This window comes from Arthrobacter sp. 9V (assembly GCF_902506065.1).
Classification (GTDB): Bacteria; Actinomycetota; Actinomycetes; order Actinomycetales; family Micrococcaceae; genus Arthrobacter.
On record NZ_LR732912.1, the window covers coordinates 2,989,229 to 3,005,908 of the forward strand.

13 protein-coding genes are annotated in these 16,680 nt (G+C 62.4%); 6 read left to right on the forward strand and 7 right to left on the reverse strand.

Features of this window, described 5'->3' with window-relative positions; translation table 11 throughout:
- Positions 1–94 precede the first annotated feature (94 nt).
- Positions 95–4,006, forward strand: a complete 3,912-nt coding sequence (locus BACI9J_RS13770) for a Pls/PosA family non-ribosomal peptide synthetase (RefSeq protein WP_159736477.1) — start codon at positions 95–97, stop codon at positions 4,004–4,006.
- An 11-nt stretch (positions 4,007–4,017) separates the two neighbouring features.
- Positions 4,018–5,361 (forward strand): M1 family metallopeptidase, encoded by a 1,344-nt coding sequence (locus BACI9J_RS13775; RefSeq protein WP_159734875.1) that lies wholly within the window; start codon positions 4,018–4,020, stop codon positions 5,359–5,361.
- Here the strand turns inward: BACI9J_RS13775 and BACI9J_RS13780 are convergent.
- The 4 genes from BACI9J_RS13780 to pheS form a co-directional block, all read right to left on the reverse strand.
- Positions 5,358–5,996 carry a 4'-phosphopantetheinyl transferase family protein gene (locus tag BACI9J_RS13780; RefSeq protein WP_159734876.1) on the reverse strand — a complete coding sequence of 213 codons (639 nt, stop codon included), beginning with the start codon at positions 5,994–5,996 and terminating at the stop codon, positions 5,358–5,360. The two genes, BACI9J_RS13775 and BACI9J_RS13780, sit on opposite strands and share 4 nt — an antisense overlap.
- A gap of 134 nt (positions 5,997–6,130) precedes the next feature.
- On the reverse strand, positions 6,131–6,997 hold the full coding sequence (locus tag BACI9J_RS13785; protein WP_159734877.1) for a trypsin-like serine peptidase: 867 nt from the start codon (positions 6,995–6,997) through the stop codon (positions 6,131–6,133).
- Positions 6,998–7,182: 185 nt separating this feature from the next.
- Entirely contained in the window at positions 7,183–9,726 is a 2,544-nt protein-coding gene (pheT, locus tag BACI9J_RS13790) for a phenylalanine--tRNA ligase subunit beta (RefSeq protein WP_159734878.1), read from the reverse strand.
- A 2-nt stretch (positions 9,727–9,728) separates the two neighbouring features.
- Positions 9,729–10,790, reverse strand: coding sequence for a phenylalanine--tRNA ligase subunit alpha (pheS, locus tag BACI9J_RS13795; RefSeq protein ID WP_159734879.1), 1,062 nt, complete (start codon positions 10,788–10,790; stop codon positions 9,729–9,731).
- Positions 10,791–11,021: 231 nt separating this feature from the next.
- On the opposite strand from pheS, the gene BACI9J_RS13800 reads away from it, so the two are divergent.
- Positions 11,022–11,468 (forward strand): hypothetical protein, encoded by a 447-nt coding sequence (locus BACI9J_RS13800; RefSeq protein WP_159734880.1) that lies wholly within the window; start codon positions 11,022–11,024, stop codon positions 11,466–11,468.
- 2 nt (positions 11,469–11,470) lie between these two features.
- Complete coding sequence (locus BACI9J_RS13805) at positions 11,471–12,100, forward strand: SIMPL domain-containing protein (protein WP_159734881.1); 630 nt, start codon at positions 11,471–11,473, stop codon at positions 12,098–12,100.
- Here the strand turns inward: BACI9J_RS13805 and pcp are convergent.
- Positions 12,097–12,738 carry a pyroglutamyl-peptidase I gene (gene pcp / locus BACI9J_RS13810; protein ID WP_159734882.1) on the reverse strand — a complete coding sequence of 214 codons (642 nt, stop codon included), beginning with the start codon at positions 12,736–12,738 and terminating at the stop codon, positions 12,097–12,099. The two genes, BACI9J_RS13805 and pcp, sit on opposite strands and share 4 nt — an antisense overlap.
- A 90-nt stretch (positions 12,739–12,828) precedes the next feature.
- Here pcp and BACI9J_RS13815 point away from each other — a divergent pair, with 90 nt between their 5' ends.
- Positions 12,829–13,920 carry an Rv2578c family radical SAM protein gene (locus BACI9J_RS13815; protein WP_159734883.1) on the forward strand — a complete coding sequence of 364 codons (1,092 nt, stop codon included), beginning with the start codon at positions 12,829–12,831 and terminating at the stop codon, positions 13,918–13,920.
- Positions 13,921–13,929: 9 nt separating this feature from the next.
- Here BACI9J_RS13815 and BACI9J_RS13820 read toward each other — a convergent pair whose 3' ends face one another.
- Complete coding sequence (locus BACI9J_RS13820; protein ID WP_159734884.1) at positions 13,930–14,364, reverse strand: (deoxy)nucleoside triphosphate pyrophosphohydrolase; 435 nt, start codon at positions 14,362–14,364, stop codon at positions 13,930–13,932.
- Between the two features lie 134 nt (positions 14,365–14,498).
- Here BACI9J_RS13820 and BACI9J_RS13825 point away from each other — a divergent pair, with 134 nt between their 5' ends.
- Positions 14,499–15,707: an MFS transporter gene (locus BACI9J_RS13825; protein WP_159734885.1), complete on the forward strand. Its 1,209-nt coding sequence runs from the start codon at positions 14,499–14,501 to the stop codon at positions 15,705–15,707.
- A gap of 20 nt (positions 15,708–15,727) precedes the next feature.
- Here BACI9J_RS13825 and BACI9J_RS13830 read toward each other — a convergent pair whose 3' ends face one another.
- Positions 15,728–16,654: a cation diffusion facilitator family transporter gene (locus BACI9J_RS13830; protein ID WP_159734886.1), complete on the reverse strand. Its 927-nt coding sequence runs from the start codon at positions 16,652–16,654 to the stop codon at positions 15,728–15,730.
- Positions 16,655–16,680 lie beyond the last annotated feature (26 nt).

The window sequence follows — 16,680 nt, forward strand, 5'->3', positions numbered from 1 at the left end:
GGAAACGCCGGACACCTTCTGTTCATCTTTCTGCGGAAAGCTGACCAACGTGAGCACAGAACATCCCGCTGGGGCCGGCACGACGCCTGCCCTGATGACGTACCGTCCCCAGCTACCGGGCGGCCCCTTGGCCCCGGTCGAGCGCACCCTCGTGGACATCCTGGAAGAGACCGCGGCATCTTTCCCGGAGGCTTCGGCACTGGATGATGGTCACAAGTCATTGAGCTACACCGAGCTGCTCAAGGCGGTCCGCGCCTTTGCCGCGCAGCTGAACAGCGCAGGGCTCGGCCCAAGGGACAAAATTGGCGTCCGCATCCCGTCCGGCACCAACGAGCTCTACGTCGCGATCCTGGGTATTCTTGTGGCGGGTGCAGCGTATGTTCCCGTGGATGCTGACGACCCCGACGAGCGGGCGCGTTTGGTGTTCGGTGAAGCCAAGGTTGGTGCGATCATCGCTGCAGGCCTGGACATCCAGCTAACAGGTCCAGCCCGGGAAGCTGTTTCCATGCCCGCCCAGCCGGGGTTGGACGACGACTCATGGATCATTTTCACGTCCGGATCCACCGGCACTCCCAAGGGCGTTGCGGTCAAGCACCGTTCCTCGGCCGCATTCGTCGATGCTGAAGCCCGCATCTTCCTCCAAGCGGATCCCATCGGACCCCAGGACCGTGTGCTGGCCGGCCTGTCCGTAGCCTTCGACGCTTCCTGCGAGGAGATGTGGCTGGCTTGGCGTCACGGAGCTTGTTTGGTACCCGCGCCACGGGCCCTTGTTCGCACCGGCATGGACCTGGGGCCATGGCTCATCAACCACGGCATCACCGTAGTTTCCACCGTGCCTACCCTTGCCGCCCTCTGGCCTGCGGAGGCGCTGGAAAACGTTCGCCTGCTCATCTTCGGCGGTGAAGCATGCCCGCCTGAACTGGCCGAACGCCTTGCAGTGGACGGCCGTGAAGTCTGGAACACCTACGGTCCCACCGAGGCCACAGTCGTTGCCTGCGCCGCTCCGCTGGGCGGACCCGGCCCCGTGCGGATTGGACTTCCGCTGGACGGTTGGGACCTCGCCGTCGTCGATTCGCAGGGAGTCCCGGTCGCTGAAGGTGAGATCGGAGAACTGATTATTGGCGGGGTAGGGTTGGCCCGCTACCTGGATCCTGCCAAGGACGCCGAGAAGTACGCCCCCATGACCACCCTTGGATGGGATCGCGCCTACCGTTCGGGCGACTTGGTGCGATTCGAAGCTGAGGGCCTGATCTTCATGGGCAGGGCCGATGAACAGGTCAAACTCGGCGGACGCCGGATCGAACTTGGCGAAGTGGACGCGGCGCTTCAGTCCTTGCCGGGTGTTGCCGGCGCGGCTGCGGCAGTGCAGACGACGGCAGCCGGCAACCAGATCCTGGTTGGATATCTGGCCCCGGTTGACGGTTATGAACTGTCAATGGATGAGGCCCGCCGTCTTCTGGGCGAGAGCCTCCCGGCTGCTTTGATCCCCTTGCTGACCGTGGTGGATTCGCTTCCCACCAAAACCAGCGGCAAAGTGGATCGCCATGCGCTCCCGTGGCCACTGGCAGGAGCCGGCGCCACCGAGGCAGGCAACGCCCCGCTGAACCTGCCCGACGACTCCCGCTGGGTGGTGGAGCAGTGGGAGTCTGTACTGGGCAGTCCCGTCAGTTCGCTGGACGCTGATTTCTTCGCCTACGGTGGCGGGTCCCTGGCTGCAGCCCAACTCGTCTCGGCGCTCCGGGTCCGCTACCCCACCATCACCGTTGCTGAAATCTATGCCACGCCGCGGGTCGGCGCGCTGATCGACACGGCCCGCCAATCACTCCCCGACGGCGGCTTGCCTGGGCCCGCTGCTGAGCGCACCGTCCGCCCTACCGCGTTGAAGTCCCAAATTTTCCAGGTTCTGATGGGCGTCCCATTGCACATCTTGGTGGGGATGCGCTGGCTGACTTACCTCATGGCAGCCAACAGGCTGCTTGCCGACTTTGCGGGCTTCGCTGCGGCGCCCGTGGTCTCATGGTGGTGGATAGCAGCATCATGGCTCGTCTTTGTCAGCCCCTTGGGCCGAATGGCGATCTCCGTAGTTGCTGCCAAACTCCTGCTTGGCAGAATCCAACCCGGGACCTACCCGCGTTCCGGCAAAACCCACCTGCGGTTGTGGCTGGCCGAACAGATTCAAGACCTGTCGGGCGCCATCGGCCTGGCCAGCGCGCCCTTTGTTCCCTATTACGCACGCGCATTGGGTGCGAAGATCGGCAAGGACGTCCACCTGCACTCCTTGCCTCCGGTCACGGGTCTGCTGTCCCTGGGCAGCGGAGCGAATATCGAGCCCGAAGTGGACCTTTCCGGCTGGTGGGTTGACGGAGATTCAGTCCACATCGGGCAAATTCATGTGGGTGCCGGCGCCGTTGTAGGCGCACGCAGCACCCTCATGCCCGGAGCCACCATCGGCGCGGGCGCGCACGTAGAGGCGGGATCCGCTGTGTTGGGCAAGGTGAAAGCCGGACACCTGGTGGCCGGCTCTCCCGCGGAGCGCCGCGGTAAGGCCAAACACGAATGGCCGGAAACCGTCAGCCGGCGGCCCTTGGCTGACCGGCTCTGGTTCTCAGCCTTCACCAGCGCTTCGGCTCTGCTGGCACTTATCCCCTATGTCTCTGCGTTCGCCGGCGCGCTGGTGGTCCTGGCTTTCATCCAGGGCCACGAGTCGCTGCAAACAGCCCTCCCACAGATTGCCCTGTCCGTCCCGCTGGCCGCCCTGGTGTGGTTCTTTGGCAACCTGGTTCTCATCCTGATTGTTGCCAGGCTCCTGGGCTTGGGGCTCAAAGAGGGGTACTACCGGGTGCGCAGCCGCATCGGTTGGCAGGTCTGGGCCACGGAACGCCTCCTGGACATGGCCCGGGACCTCCTCTTCCCCGTCTACGCGAGCCTCTTCACACCCCTTTGGCTGCGACTCCTCGGCGCCAAGGTAGGCAAAAACGTGGAAGCCTCAACCGTGCTTCTTGTTCCTAAAATGACCACCATCGGCGACGGCGCCTTCCTTGCCGACGACACCATGGTGGCCTCGTACGAGCTTGGCGGCGGATGGATGAAGATCGCTCCAGCCAAGATCGGGAAGCGTTCCTTCCTGGGAAACTCAGGGATGACCGCCGCAGGACGGAACGTTCCCAAGAACTCCCTCGTCGCGGTGCTCTCTGCCACACCTGCCAAAGCAAAGTCAGGCACCTCCTGGCTGGGCAGCCCGCCCGTCAGGTTGCGCCGCACCGCCGTCGATGCTGACCAGACCCGAACCTTCCGCCCGGCTTTCAAGCTGAAGATCGCACGGGCATTGTGGGAACTGGGCCGCCTGGTTCCGGTCATCCTCACCGTGGCCATCGCCGTCAGCGTGATGCTGGTCCTGGACTGGATCGCCCGCGGATGGGGTTACTGGATCGCTGCTGTCCTTGGTGGCGTGGTGATGCTGGTGGCTGGAGGTGTTGCAGCCCTGAGCTCCATCCTGGCCAAGTGGGTTCTGGTGGGGACCATTCGCTCAGGCGAACATCCGCTCTGGAGCTCGTTCATTTGGCGCAACGAGGTGGTGGATACTTTCATAGAGATGGTGAGTGCACCGTGGTTTGCCCGGTCCGCCGCCGGAACTCCTGCCCTGGTGTGGTGGTTGCGCGGACTCGGAGCCAAGATCGGCCGCGGAACGTGGTGCGAAAGCTATTGGTTGCCCGAAGCAGACCTCGTAACTCTGGGCGAGAACTCCACCGTCAACCGTGGCTGCGTGATCCAAACGCATCTCTTCCACGACCGTGTGATGAGCCTGGATACCGTGACGCTCGGCAACGGAGCCACCATGGGACCTCACGGGGTCATCCTCCCCGCAGCGAGCATCGGCGACGGCGGTACTGTTGGTCCGGCGTCGTTGGTTATGCGCGGCGAAACCGTCCCGGCCGGGACATACTGGATGGGCAACCCAGTGAGCCCGTGGGTGGGTCCGTCGGCACAAGCGCCGCGCCTGAAGTAGATTGGACGGATATGGCCGCACCAATCCCCACTCCCGTGACCGAAGCCGACCCCTACGCCTTGAACCACGGCAGCAGCAGTTACCGCGTGGACCGGTACGAGTTGGACCTCGACGTCAGGCTGGGCAGCAACAAGCTGATCGGCAAGGCTGTCCTGCGATGCACGGCCTTGGAGCCCATGGCTCAGATCGTCCTTGACTTGGTTGGCCTGAAGGCCGGCAAAGTTCAGCTGGACGGCAAGAAGGTCCAGAAGTTCAGTCACCGGGCCGAGCACCTGGTGCTGACGCCCGCTTCCGCGCTCAAGGCCGGCCAGCAGTTTTCCTTGGAGATCCGCTACGACGGCAACCCCCAGCCGCGCCGTGGCCTGTGGGGCGATGTTGGATGGGAAGAACTGAACGACGGCGTCCTGGTGGCCGGACAGCCCAACGGTGCAGCGTCCTGGTTCCCCTGCAACGACCACCCCCGCTACAAGTCGAGTTTTCTCATCTCCGTGACCACGGACGACAACTACCGTCCGGTGTGCAACGGCACCTTGATCTCCCACTCGCGCAAGTCCAGCAGGGAGACCTGGGTTTACGAACAAACTGAACCCATGGCCACCTACCTTGCCACGGTTCAGATCGGCCGCTACGTCAAGGTTCCCTTGCACGTGGACGATACCCATCTCAGGGTCCCCCAGTTCGTGGCAGTCACGCCCGAAATGGCAGTTGACGCGCTCCAGGGCCTGCGCCGGCAGCCGGATATGATGCGGACCTTCGAGGATTGCTTCGGCCCGTATCCGTTCGCGGATTACACCTCAGTGGTAACCGAGGACGAGCTGGAAATTCCCCTCGAAGCCCAGACGGTCTCTATTTTCGGCCGAAACCATATGCGTGATGCCTGGGATTCGCAGCGACTGATAGCCCACGAACTTTCCCACCAGTGGTTCGGTAACTCCCTAACGGTTACCAGCTGGAAAGATATCTGGCTGCACGAAGGCTTTGCCTGCTATGCCGAGTGGTTGTGGTCCGAAGAATCCCGCACTATGACGGTTACTGCCAGGGCGACAGCCGCGTGGAAAAGGCTCGACGCCGAGCCGCAGGACTTGCTGGTGGGAGATCCCGGTCCGGAGCTGATGTTTGACGACCGCGTCTACAAGCGGGGAGCCCTTGCTGTCCACGCCGTGCGGATGGCGGCCGGCGATGAAGCGTTCTTTGGCTTCCTGCAGCACTGGACTACCACCAACCGGCATGGCTCAGTGTCAACGGAGACGTTCATTGAGGCCGCGGATTCGTTCATTCCGGGTTTTGATTGTGCCTCGACTATCCGGCCGTGGCTGTATGAAGTTTCGCTGCCTCCGCTTCCCTCGGCACGTTAATCGAGGGCCAGGGCGGCAACCAATCCTTCAGGCAGTTCCCTTTCGGTGACATCCCTCAGTCCGGGCAGTTCCAGCACGTCCAGCTCTGCGGGGTTCCGCCTCAGGCCTTCCCCTGTCATCTTCAGCCACGCCTCTTTGCGTGCCCACAGGCGGGCCCTCTGGCTGGCTTGATCCTGCGCCGGGACGGACGCCAGATAGTTTTTCTCGTTGGTGGTTAATGCGACGTCGTCAAAGCCCTCAAAGACAACCCCGCTTATCACTTCAAGGTCCACGCCCAGCCTCAGGCCCTCCGCTGGATTTACGACGGCGGCCAGCAACACCCAGCCGGACGCCCGGGAGGCGCTCAGCACCAAAGGCGCAGGGCCGCCGTCGAGCATGAAACCGGGGCGGCCGTGGTCCTGGCGGGGGCCGCACTGCGGGCAATGATAATCCGGCATGAGGCGGCGGGACTCCACTCCCAGGAGCGTCGCCGCGAAGTGCATTGCGGCCAACCGACCGGCCACGAACTCTTCACGGTCTGCAGGGTTGGCGTAGCGGAGGGCGCGCCCCTGGGCGGGTTCACCCAGCACCTGAAGGCTGGCGTCAGGAATGCGGGGGTCATGGAGCTCGCGCAGCTCAAGCACCGGGTTATCCATCACGACCCCTTTCACAGCTTTGTCCCCTGCAAACTGTAGCTTGTGTCTTGCGGGCTCCTACCCGGAAAGCAAGTGTTCCCCGCAGCCATGAATCTGCTGCGGGGAACACTGTCGGCTGGGTTAACCCATCCGGGCTACTTTACCGACGTCAAGTAGTTCGCCAGCGTCGGGGTGATGCGGGTGCCGGAGTTGAAGCTGCCTCCGTTGGTGTGGATGGCCACGATAGTGCTGGAGCTGTTGTAGACGGGGGCGCCGCTCTGGCCGCCGTAGGTGTCCATCTTGTAGAAGACCTTCTCGGTTTGAGTGCTCTCAATAGCGCCGGTCATGGACCACATGGTGCCGAATGCCTTGTCCCCCGGATAACCGCGGACAGTGGCGCTGGTCCCGGTCAGGCTTGCAGTGGTTCCCGTGTAGTTAAGCCAGCCCGTCGTGTTGCCAATAGTGCAGTCGAGCTTGATGATGCCCCAGTCGGCATTGGTGTTGGCCGAGTCGATCCAACGCTGGTCCGTCAGGAGTTGCGTGGCGCCACAGGTACCGTAAGGGTCCGTGGCTCCATTGCGGCCCGGCGCCACTTTCACGCCCCAGGAGTAATCCGCCGTTGAACCTGTGCCGCCTTCATGGACGCAGTGACCTGCGGTCAACACAGTGTCGTCGGAGATCAGCGCGCCGGAGCAAATGTATCCGCCGTTAAATTCGATCTGAACGATGGACTTGTTCGGCGACGCCGTGGTGTTGGTGATCCGAACGCGGCCATCAGCGCCGATGACGGAGTCCGTGGAGGCGCCGCCGCTCTTGGCGGGCGCAGAGATGGTGTATTTGTCAGCCAGTGGTGAGGCCGCAGAACCGGAAACCTGCGACCTGTCTACTGTGTGGGATACAGGCTGGACCTCGGCGGTGGTTGCTTGCGGCGTCGACTCTGACGCTACTGCGGCTCCACCAAGCGAGGACGTCAAAGCCATTACTGCAGCCCCGACAAGCAAAGCAACGTTCTGCCTTTTCATGGGTACCTTTCAAGGGACGGCTCTCAGCGAACCGTGCGAGGGATGTGATACACAGGTTTCATATGTGCATGACAGAACTGTCATGCATATGTGACTATGCTGTCAAGATGCTGGGAGTTCAATCTCAATAGGAAAAGAAAATCCCCGGAACCATCAGGTCCCGGGGATTCACTTGGTATTGGCGTTTAGCGCTGGACGGCGCCAAACCGCTCGGCCGCAACAGCAACCGCTGCAGCACGGGCTTCAGAAGCCTCGTCCGCAGTCAGCGTCCGGTCGTCGGCGCGGAAACGCAAGCCGAAGGCCAGTGACTTCTTGCCTTCCTCGATGCCTGCTCCCGCATAGACATCGAACAACGCGACGTCTTCAAGGAGCTCGCCAGCACCTTCACGCAGTGCCGAGAGGACCTGGTCCGCCGGCACGTCCTGCGGGACAACCAAGGCAACGTCCTGCGTCGCTACGGGAAAGCCGGAAATGTGCTTGGCCACAATCACGTCAGCAGCAGCTTCGAACAACGCTTCCACGTTGATCTCGAGCGCAACGGAGCGGGCCGGCATGTCGTGCGCGGCCAGCAGCTTCGGGTGAAGCTCTCCGGCGTAGCCGACCACATCGCCGTTGCGCAGCGCAAGCTGCGCGGCACGGCCAGGGTGGAACGCCTGGTGGCTCCCCTGGCTGACAACCAGCTCAACGCCCAGGACGTCTGCAATAAGACGCGCAACGTCCAAGCCATCCGCCCAATCCCACGCACGCGGCGTGTGAGTGGCAGCAGCCGGAGAATCATGGCCAGTAAGAACTGCGCCGACGTGCAGCGGCTGGTACGGGACGCCGTCGTACAGGGCATCAAGCACCTCATCGGCAGGCTTGACGCCCAGCGGCGGGATGGATTCCGTGCCCAACTTCTCGCCTGGAAGGAAGACCGAACCGGCTTCATAAAGAGCAAGATCGCGGAAGCCGCGGGAGTGATTGCGGCGGGCAACCTCGATCAAGCCCGGCAGGATAGACGTGCGAAGGAAGCCGTTTTCCTCGCTGATGGGATTCGCCAGCTTCAGGGCAGGACGCGCTTCACCCTCAGTGGCAACACCGAAAGTATCGTTTGCTGCCTTGGAGACGAACGGGTAGGACAGCACCTCGGTGAGCCCAGCATCCGCCAGCGCCTGGACAACCCGGCGCTTCTGCTGCTGGCTGCGGCTCAGGCCACGGCCCGGAGGGGCCACGGGAAGCGTAGCGGGGATGTTGTCATAGCCAACCAGGCGGGCGATTTCCTCGGAGAGGTCTTCCTTGGTTTCGAGGTCATTGCGCCAGCTTGGAGCAGTAACCCTGTAACCAGTGGCGGTCTTTTCAACCACGGCGCCAAGGTCCTCAAGGGACGTCGTGATCTGCTCTTCAGTGAAGTCGATACCAATCCGGGCAGAGGCGAACTCTGCAGGAAGGTCGATGGTCACGGGCTCAGGCGCGGTTCCGACGTCGGTCCCGGACTCATCCGCGATGCCACCGGCGAGTTCCACAAGGAGGTCCACGACGCGCTGGGCGGCAATGTTGGCAACGTGCCAGTCCACGCCACGCTCAAAGCGCTTGGAAGCTTCGGACGGCAGCTTGTGGCGGCGACGGGAACGGGCGATCGAGACTTCGTCGAAGTGTGCTGCCTCCACAAGAATGTTCGTGGTGGAATCGGACACCTCAGTGTGGGCACCGCCCATCACGCCGGCGATGCCAATGGCGCCGGAGTCATCGGTGATCAGCAAATCCTCGGCGTCGAGCTTGCGCTCCTTGGCGTCCAGGGTGGTGATCTTCTCCCCCGCCACGGCACGACGCACCACGATGTCGCCCGAGAGCTTGTCGAGGTCGTAGCAGTGGTTTGGCTGCCCGAGCTCAAGCATGACGTAGTTGGAGATATCAACCGGCAGCGAGATGGAACGAACGCCGGCCAGACGAAGACGCGCGGACATCCACGGCGGGGTGGGTCGCGAAGCATCCACGCCACGAACCGTGCGGGCCACGAAGCGGTCGCAGCCGGGCTTGCCGTAGATGGGAGCGTCGTCGTTGAGCTTGACGCCGTAGCCGCCCTGCAGGGTGGCCGGAGCCATGACTTTCGACGCCGGATCCACGAAGGTAGTTCCGGTGGCGTGGGCGTACTCACGTGCCACGCCACGGATGGAGAAGGCATAGCCGCGGTCCGGCGTGACGTTGATTTCCGCCGCTTGATCGTAGAGACCAAGGAGTTCCATCGCGTCGGTGCCGATTTCCGGATCCAGGCCGATGCTCGAGAGCACCAGGATGCCGTCGTGGTCATCGCCGATGCCCAGCTCACGGACGGAAGCGATCATGCCGGCAGACAGGTGGCCGTAGGTCTTCCGGGCAGAGATCTGGAAGTTTCCGGGCAGCACTGCCCCGGGAAGGGTGACAACAACTTTGTCGCCTTCCACGAAGTTGTGTGCACCGCAGATGATGCCCTGCACTCCGGAAGGATCTATGCCCTTGCCGCTGAGTGTCTGCTCCTGCCCCTCGGGAACCACGCGGACCTGGCACCAGTTGATGGTCTTGCCATTGGTCTGCGGTTCCTTGACCAGGCTCAGGACCTGGCCCACCACAACGGGGCCGGTGAGCTCGTCCGTGGGACGGTGGACGTCTTCTTCTTCAAAGCCGACCTTGACCAAGTCAGCCATAACGTCTTCGGCCGTAGCATCGGCCGGTACCTGCGCGAATTCACGCAGCCAGGAAAGTGGGATACGCACTGTTAGATCTCCATCCCGAAGTGCTCGCTGAAACGTACGTCGCCTTCGATCATGTCGCGCATGTCGCGAACCTCGTTGCGGAACATGAGCGTGCGCTCAATGCCCATCCCGAAGGCAAAACCTGAATAGATGTCTGGGTCGATCCCGGCCGCCCGCAGGACGTTGGGATTGACCATGCCGCAGCCGCCCCATTCGATCCAGCGGGGTCCGCCCTTGGCACCCGGGTGCCAGATGTCCAGCTCAGCGGAGGGCTCCGTGAACGGGAAGTAGTTGGGGCGGAGGCGAATGGAGGCTTCATCGCCGAACATCTGGCGGGCGAAGTGCTCCAACGTGCCGCGCAGGTCCGCCATGCTCAGGTCCTTGTCGATCGCCAGTCCCTCGAACTGGTGGAAGACAGGGGTATGCGTAGCGTCCAGTTCATCCGTCCGGAAGACTTTGCCGGGGCACAGGACATAAATGGGCACTTCACGTTCCAGCATGGAACGGACCTGCACCGGGGACGTGTGGGTGCGCATGAGCAGGTGCGCCTCGGGAGGCTCCACGAAGAATGTGTCCTGCATTTCGCGTGCAGGGTGATCCGGCTTGAAGTTCAAGGCATCGAAGTTGAACCACTCGGACTCCACCTCAGGGCCTTCGGCAATTTCCCAGCCCATGCCAACAAAGATGTCAGAGACGCGGTCCTGCAACGTGGACAGCGGGTGGCGGGCACCGGCTTGACGGCGACGCGGAGCGGCCGTCACGTCAACGGTTTCCTCCACCAGGATGCGGGCGTCATTCTCTGCTTCGAGAACTTCGGTCCGGGCTGCGAGCGCCTTGTTAACCCGGCCACGGGATGAGCCCATAAGCTTGCCGGCGGCAGCCTTGTGTTCCTTGGCCAGGCCACCGATTTCACGGTTGGCCAGGCTCAGCGGCGACTTCTCACCGGTGTGGGCGAGGCGGACAGCCTTGAGTTCCTCGAGGGAGGAGGCTGCCGAAATGGCGGCAATAGCGTCTTCGACGGCGGCGGTGATGGCGGCTTCATCCAGCGGATTCGGGATGGCAGCGCCTGGCAAAGTGTCAGTCATCTACTGTTCTTAGCTACGAGTAGGGAGCGGCCCGGCAAGGCAGACCTGCAAAACGAAAGGGTAGTGCTCACCGCGGAGGGCGGGCACTACCCTTCAGTCTAGTTGAACCTCACAGGCCGGATTTAACCGCGGTGTTTTTGTACAGCTCGTGACCTCATTGGAGCTGCAAAAGGGCAGCATTTGTACGAAAGCTCCGGAAGTGCGTGGACGGATCGGGCTTAGCATGGCTTCATGACTCCGGCGCAACGCTTACGGCAGATCGCAAACGTCCTCAACCTGTCCACACCGCTGGGACTGGCAGTGGCAGCCGCAGCCCGCTGCCCCGTCTCCATCGGGCCGCGTGGTCTCCTGATTGCGGCCGCTTATGACTGGAAGCTTCCCCATGCCGGCGCTTTCACCTTGGGAAATGTCATCCTTTACCGGGCCCCGCGCGACATGGCAGGAATGAACCCCGTGCTTTTAGGGCATGAAGAACGGCACAGCACCCAGTATGCATACTGTCTCGGCCTTCCTTTTCTCGCCCTCTACGGCGTCGCGGCGGGTTGGTCCATGATTCGAAGCGGTAATCCGGGGTCAAGGAATTTCTTTGAAAGGCAAGCCGGCCTCGCTGCCGGCGGCTACGTTGACACTGACCAGCGCCGGCAGGAAAGCCCTGCAGGCCAGCGAATCGAGGCCTGAGCATGAACCGAACCATAACCGTCACCGGGACCGCGAGCGCAAAGGCCGTTCCGGACATGGTCACGCTGACGCTGGGTGTGGAAACGCGCCGCGGCACAGCCGCTGAGGCTTATGACGACGCCGGCAAAGCGGCCGGCGCTGTTGCGGCCAGTCTGCGGGAAGTCGGGGTTTCCGCCGTAGACCTTCGGACGAGCGGGTTGAACCTTCGGGCGGAACTGTTGTGGGTGGAGGGGCAAGGTCAGAAAGTGACAGCCTATGTGGCATCCACCAGCCTGCAAGTGGGAATCCGTTCACAGGCGGATGCCCCGGCGGCCATTGCTGCCGCGGTTGCTGCCGGCGGAGACGACATTCGAATCAACGGGGTCGAACAGGGCTTCGCGGATTCGTCACCGGTTATCGCCCAGGCACAGGAGGCTGCATGGCAGGACGCTGTAGCGCGAGCCGAACAATACTCAGCCCTGGCTTCGGCCCGGCTTGGGAAGGTGGTGTCCATCACCCAGGAGCCGCTGCACAGCGGGCCGATTCCCATGGGCGGAATGGTGCGGGCTTCCTTCACGGCGGAGGCCATGCCCATGGAAGCCGGGGAGTCCTCAGTTTCAGCGAGCATCAAGGTGGAATGGGAACTTGTTTAGCGGATAGCCCCGGCTGAAAGTTTCACGTCCGAAGCTGTGCGCAGGGCGGACCTGACAATAATGGCGATTCCTTCTGCCATGGTTTTCAGGGGCATGGAAGGTGTCGCACTGCCCTCCGGAAGTTGTTCCGGCAGGTAGGGGACGTGGACAAATCCACCCCGGACACCGGGTTTTGATGCCAGGGAGTGCATCAGGGCATAGAAAAGGTGGTTGCACACGTAAGTGCCCGCAGACTGCGATACTTCTCCCCTGATTCCCGCGATCTGAAGGTCTCTGAGCGCAGCCTTGATGGGCAGGCTTGAGAAGTACGCCGCAGGTCCGCCGGGAACCACCTCTTCGTCGATGGGGCGCTGGCCCTTGTTGTCCGGTATTCGTGCATCATCGCAATTGATGGCAACGCGTTCCAGGGATAGGCGCCCGCGGCCTCCAGCCAGCCCCGTAGAAACAACGATGTCCGGGTTAAGGCGGGTTATGGCATCCGTGAGCGCGGTTGGGGCTTCACCAAAGACGCAGGGCAGCTCGACCGCTTCGACGGCGAGACCGTCCACCGCGAGGAACTCCACTGCCTGCCGCACCGCCAGCCATGATGGATTCACGGTGTCCTCGCCAAAGGGTTCAAAGCCAGTCAGGAGAATCATGGCCCAACCCTAGCAACGCCGGGGGCTTCATTGGCCTCTTTGGATCAGCGGGCCTTGACATTCGTTCGAACATACCTTCGAATGGAGTCCATGAGATGGGACGCACAAGCACTTTCGCCAACGCATGGATCGGCGTCAGATGTCAGTGAAATCGAGGCTCCGGGCCCTGCCCCGGCTTTGGACGCCTTGCTGCCACTTGCCGGACTTGTGCGTTCCATCTCCACACCCGAATTCTCCGGAGTCACCTTCCATGAGGTCACCGCAAAGTCAGTGCTCAACAAGGTGCCTTCCGGTTCCAATATGCCCTTTGAGTGGACGGTTAATCCGTATCGCGGATGCAGCCATGCCTGCGTGTACTGTTTCGCCCGCAAAAGCCACACGTACCTGGAATTCGACGCCGGACGGGACTTCGATTCGCAGGTGGTGGTTAAGATCAACGCCGCTGATGTTCTTCGCAAAGAACTGGCAAAGCCCTCCTGGAAGCGGCATCAGGTGGCCCTCGGCACCAACACCGATCCTTATCAGCGCGCAGAGGGCCGCTATGCCCTCATGCCTGGAATCATCCGGGCCTTGGCCGATTCCGGCACCCCCTTCTCCATCCTGACCAAGGGCACATTGCTGGCCCGGGATATTCCCCTGCTCAAGCACGCTGCTACGCAGGTGCCTGTGGATCTGGGCATCTCGCTGGCCATGACAAACCAGGACCTCGCAGAACTCATAGAACCGGGCACGCCTTCACCCAGGGCCAGGCTCAAGCTCATAGCCCGGCTTCGCGATGCCGGGCTGGGTTGCGGCGTCATGGCCATGCCCATCCTGCCGTGGCTCACGGACTCAGATGAGGCCCTCGATTCCCTGTTCTCCGAACTGACCAAGGCCGGGGCCACAGGAGTTACGGCCGGCGCCCTCTACCTCAAGCCGGGAACCAGGGAGTGGTACATGAACTGGCTGGCTGCCCAACACCCCGAACTGGTGGGTAAGTACCGGCGGCTCTATGGCCAAGGGGCTTATGCCTCCAAGGAATACCGTTCCTGGCTCACCGGTCGGATCACTTTCTTCAAGGCGAAGTACGGCTTCACAGGGACGTCCGGATTCAGTCACCGCAATGCGCGAGCTACCGGTGGTTCCGCAGAGGCCCCCGTAGCAGCCTCCGCTCCCCTGCCAGGACAACAGCCTCTCTTCTAAGTGCCGTGTTCACGCCGGAGCGGCAACCCTCTGCAGCAAGGCCCGGACTATGGGCAGGTCTGCCGGGATCCACGGAAGGCTGAGAACCTGGTCTTCGTCATCCAACGGCACCCACATCAGCTCATCGTGATCTTCCAAGGGTTGCGGCTCCCCCGTTGTCAGTTCCACAAACCACACCCGCATGGCAGCGCGATTATTGAGCGTCCAGCCAGTGGACTCGCCGGAGTCAAGCTCCGAACCCAGCTGCACGTGAACTCCCAGTTCTTCAGCGAGTTCACGATGCAGGGCCGCCTCCGCAGTTTCTCCGGCTTCCACCTTGCCGCCGGGAAACTCCCACATTCCGGCAAATTGGGGTGGCGCTGTTCGGCGTGCGGCCAGAAGCCGGGTGGGAGCTTCCAAGGAGTCGACAATGGCGGCGCCCACGACGTTGATCAGTGCAGTCACTCCAATAGTCTAGGGCGGCCCGGGCAATGGGCATCGTCACAAAGCGGCGTCAAGTCGCTGGCCCGGGACTAAGCTTGTTATCGGATTTTCTCCGCATTCCCCCGGCCCTCAAGGCACCTTCAAGAAGCAGGCTTATGACTACCACCGTGTCCCCATCCGCCACCGCCAAAGCGGCAAAGAACCACCTTGGCCTGGCCATTCTGGCCTTGGCCATGGGCGGGTTCGCAATCGGTACAACCGAGTTCGCCATGATGGGCTTGCTGAAGGAGATTGAAGAGGGCCTGGGCATCAGTACCCCGGAAGCCGGGAACCTTATCTCCGCCTATGCCTTGGGTGTCGTCATAGGTGCCCCGGTCTTCGCCGCTTTCGGGGCGAAGCTTCCACGTAAACACCTGGCCCTGGTCCTCATGTTGTTCTTGTCCTTGGCGAACCTGACGTCCTTCATCGCGCCCGACTACGGTCTTATGCTGCTCTCCCGCTTCGCTTCCGGCCTGCCTCACGGGGCATTTTTCGGAGTGGCAGCCGTTATTGCAGCCGGCCTCGTGGCCCCCACCAAGAGGGGCTGGGCGATCTCCATGGTGATGGCGGGCCTCACCGTCTCCAACGTCATCGGGGTACCAGTGGCCACGTGGGTAGGCCAGACGTTCGGGTGGCGCCTACTCTTTGTGATCGTGGGAGCAATCGGGTTGCTGACTGTTGCCATGGTGTGGAAGTTCGTGCCCTTCGAGGCAGCCCACCCCGAGGCAAGCATTCGGCGCGAACTGGGCGCCCTCAAACGGCTCCAGGTTTGGCTCGCGCTGCTGATCGGCATCATTGGATTCGGCGGCTTCTTTGCCGTGTACACCTACATCGCCCACACCATGACATCCGTGGCGGGAATACCGGAAACCCTGATCCCTGCCGTTGTGGCCCTCTACGGACTGGGCATGGTGGCTGGAAACATTCTCGGTGGACGCCTCGCCGATAAGTCCGTGATGGGAACCATCTACTGGGTCATGCCCGGAATCGCCGTGGCCCTGGTGGTCTACGCCATTGCAGCGCACTGGGCGTGGGCTGCTTTCATCATGGCGTTCGTGGTGGGCGGTGTCGGCTCAATGTTGACTCCCGCCCTTCAAACACGGCTCCTGGACGCTGCGCCCGGCGCCGCATCGCTGGCATCCTCGCTGAACCACTCAGCCCTCAACATTGCCAACGCGCTCGGCGCCTTCCTGGGCGGCACCGTGATTGCCTGGGGTTGGGGCTACGTGGCTCCTGCCTTGGTGGGCGCCGTCCTGGCCATCCTGGGCCTCGGAGTAGCACTGCTCAGCGGCCTGCTGGAGCGGAAGAAGCCACTGGCCACCTGATCATCCCCAGCACTAATGAACTAATTCTGTGGTGCCTGGACCCGCTCAATGTCGGGTTCAAGGTAGATGACCCGGGCAATGGGGACAGCCTCGCGGATCCGCTGCTCCGCGTCGTCGATCCCTCTAGCGATCTCTTGGCCTGTCTCCGAGGCTCCCATGGAGATTTTCGCGGCAACCAGCAACTCTTCGGGGCCCAGGTGCATTGTCTTGAGGTGGATGATGCGCGTTCCGTCCGCCATCAGCGCCTCTGTGATCTTCTGCACATCTTCCCTGGTGGCTGACTCACCCAGCAGCAATGATTTGGTTTCCATGGCCAGGATCACCGCGATAGCCACCAACAGCAGGCCGATCATGGCGGTCCCGAACGCGTCCCAAACACCGTTGCCCGTCACCAGGGTCATGCTGACACCAAAGAGTGCAAATAACAGACCCAGCAAGGCGCCAAAGTCTTCCAGGAGAATTACGGGCAGCTCAGGCTGCTTGGCGTTCCGGACAAACTTGACCCATGATTGCTTGCCGCGGGTGTGGTTCGACTCGATGATGGCGGTGCGGAACGAGAACGACTCAGCGATGATGGCACCCACCAGGACGGCCAGCGGAACCCACCAGAAGATCCCTTCAATGCCATGCGGGTGCTGGAACTTCTCCCACGCCTCGTACAAGGCAAACAGGCCGCCAACACTGAACAGCACGATCGAGACGATGAACGCATAGATGTACCGCTCCCGCCCATAACCAAAGGGATGCTCCGGGCTGGCGGCCTTCTTGGCACGCTTACCACCCACAAGCAGCAGAATCTGGTTGCCGGAGTCAGCCACAGAGTGGATCGCTTCGGCCAGCATGGACGACGACGCGGTCAGGAAGAACGCAACGAACTTTAAGACAGCTATGGTCAAGTTGGCGGCGAGGGCCGCCACAATCGCTTTGGTACCGCCACCTGCAGCCACGAAAGCTTCACCTCTTCGGGTTCGGG